This window comes from Bradyrhizobium sp. Crot121 (assembly GCF_059512385.1).
The window spans coordinates 1-397 of sequence record NZ_JCAMOR010000444.1; the positions used below are offsets into that span (position 1 = coordinate 1).

Annotated in this window: 1 protein-coding gene; it reads right to left on the reverse strand. The window is 54.9% G+C overall.

Annotated features, from left to right (window positions below):
* Positions 1-255, reverse strand: a 255-nt coding sequence (locus tag AC5ZGW_RS47400; protein ID WP_496114305.1) for an AbiEi antitoxin N-terminal domain-containing protein, incomplete at its 3' end; no start/stop codon positions are given.
* Between the last annotated feature and the right edge of the window lie 142 nt (positions 256-397).

Sequence of the window (397 nt, forward strand, 5' to 3'; positions counted from 1 at the left end):
GGCATTGGGCGAGGTGACAAGATACCGGTCGTCCTTCAGAAAGGCCTCGACAAGCGCGTCATCTTCGGCAGGGGCTTTGCCGAACGCGGTCTGCTTCGGCCGGTGATAGACGCCAGTCGATAGTTTGGTCAGGTATCCTTCCGCGAGCAGCTGCTGCAGGTGCCGGTCGACAGACGACGACCATTGGGCGAGATCCTCCCGACGGTAGACCTTGCCGGACCGCAGATGCTTTTTAAGTTCCTGTAACTTCGTCATGGAATAACTCCTGCGCTCACTATACCGACATATGGGTGTGAATGCAATTTTTTCCAAATTTCATGCGGAATAAGGCGAGCGAAAATCATCTAATCCACTGAAAACACCCAGCCAGGTCTGTCAGACGCGATCCTGGCGCTGG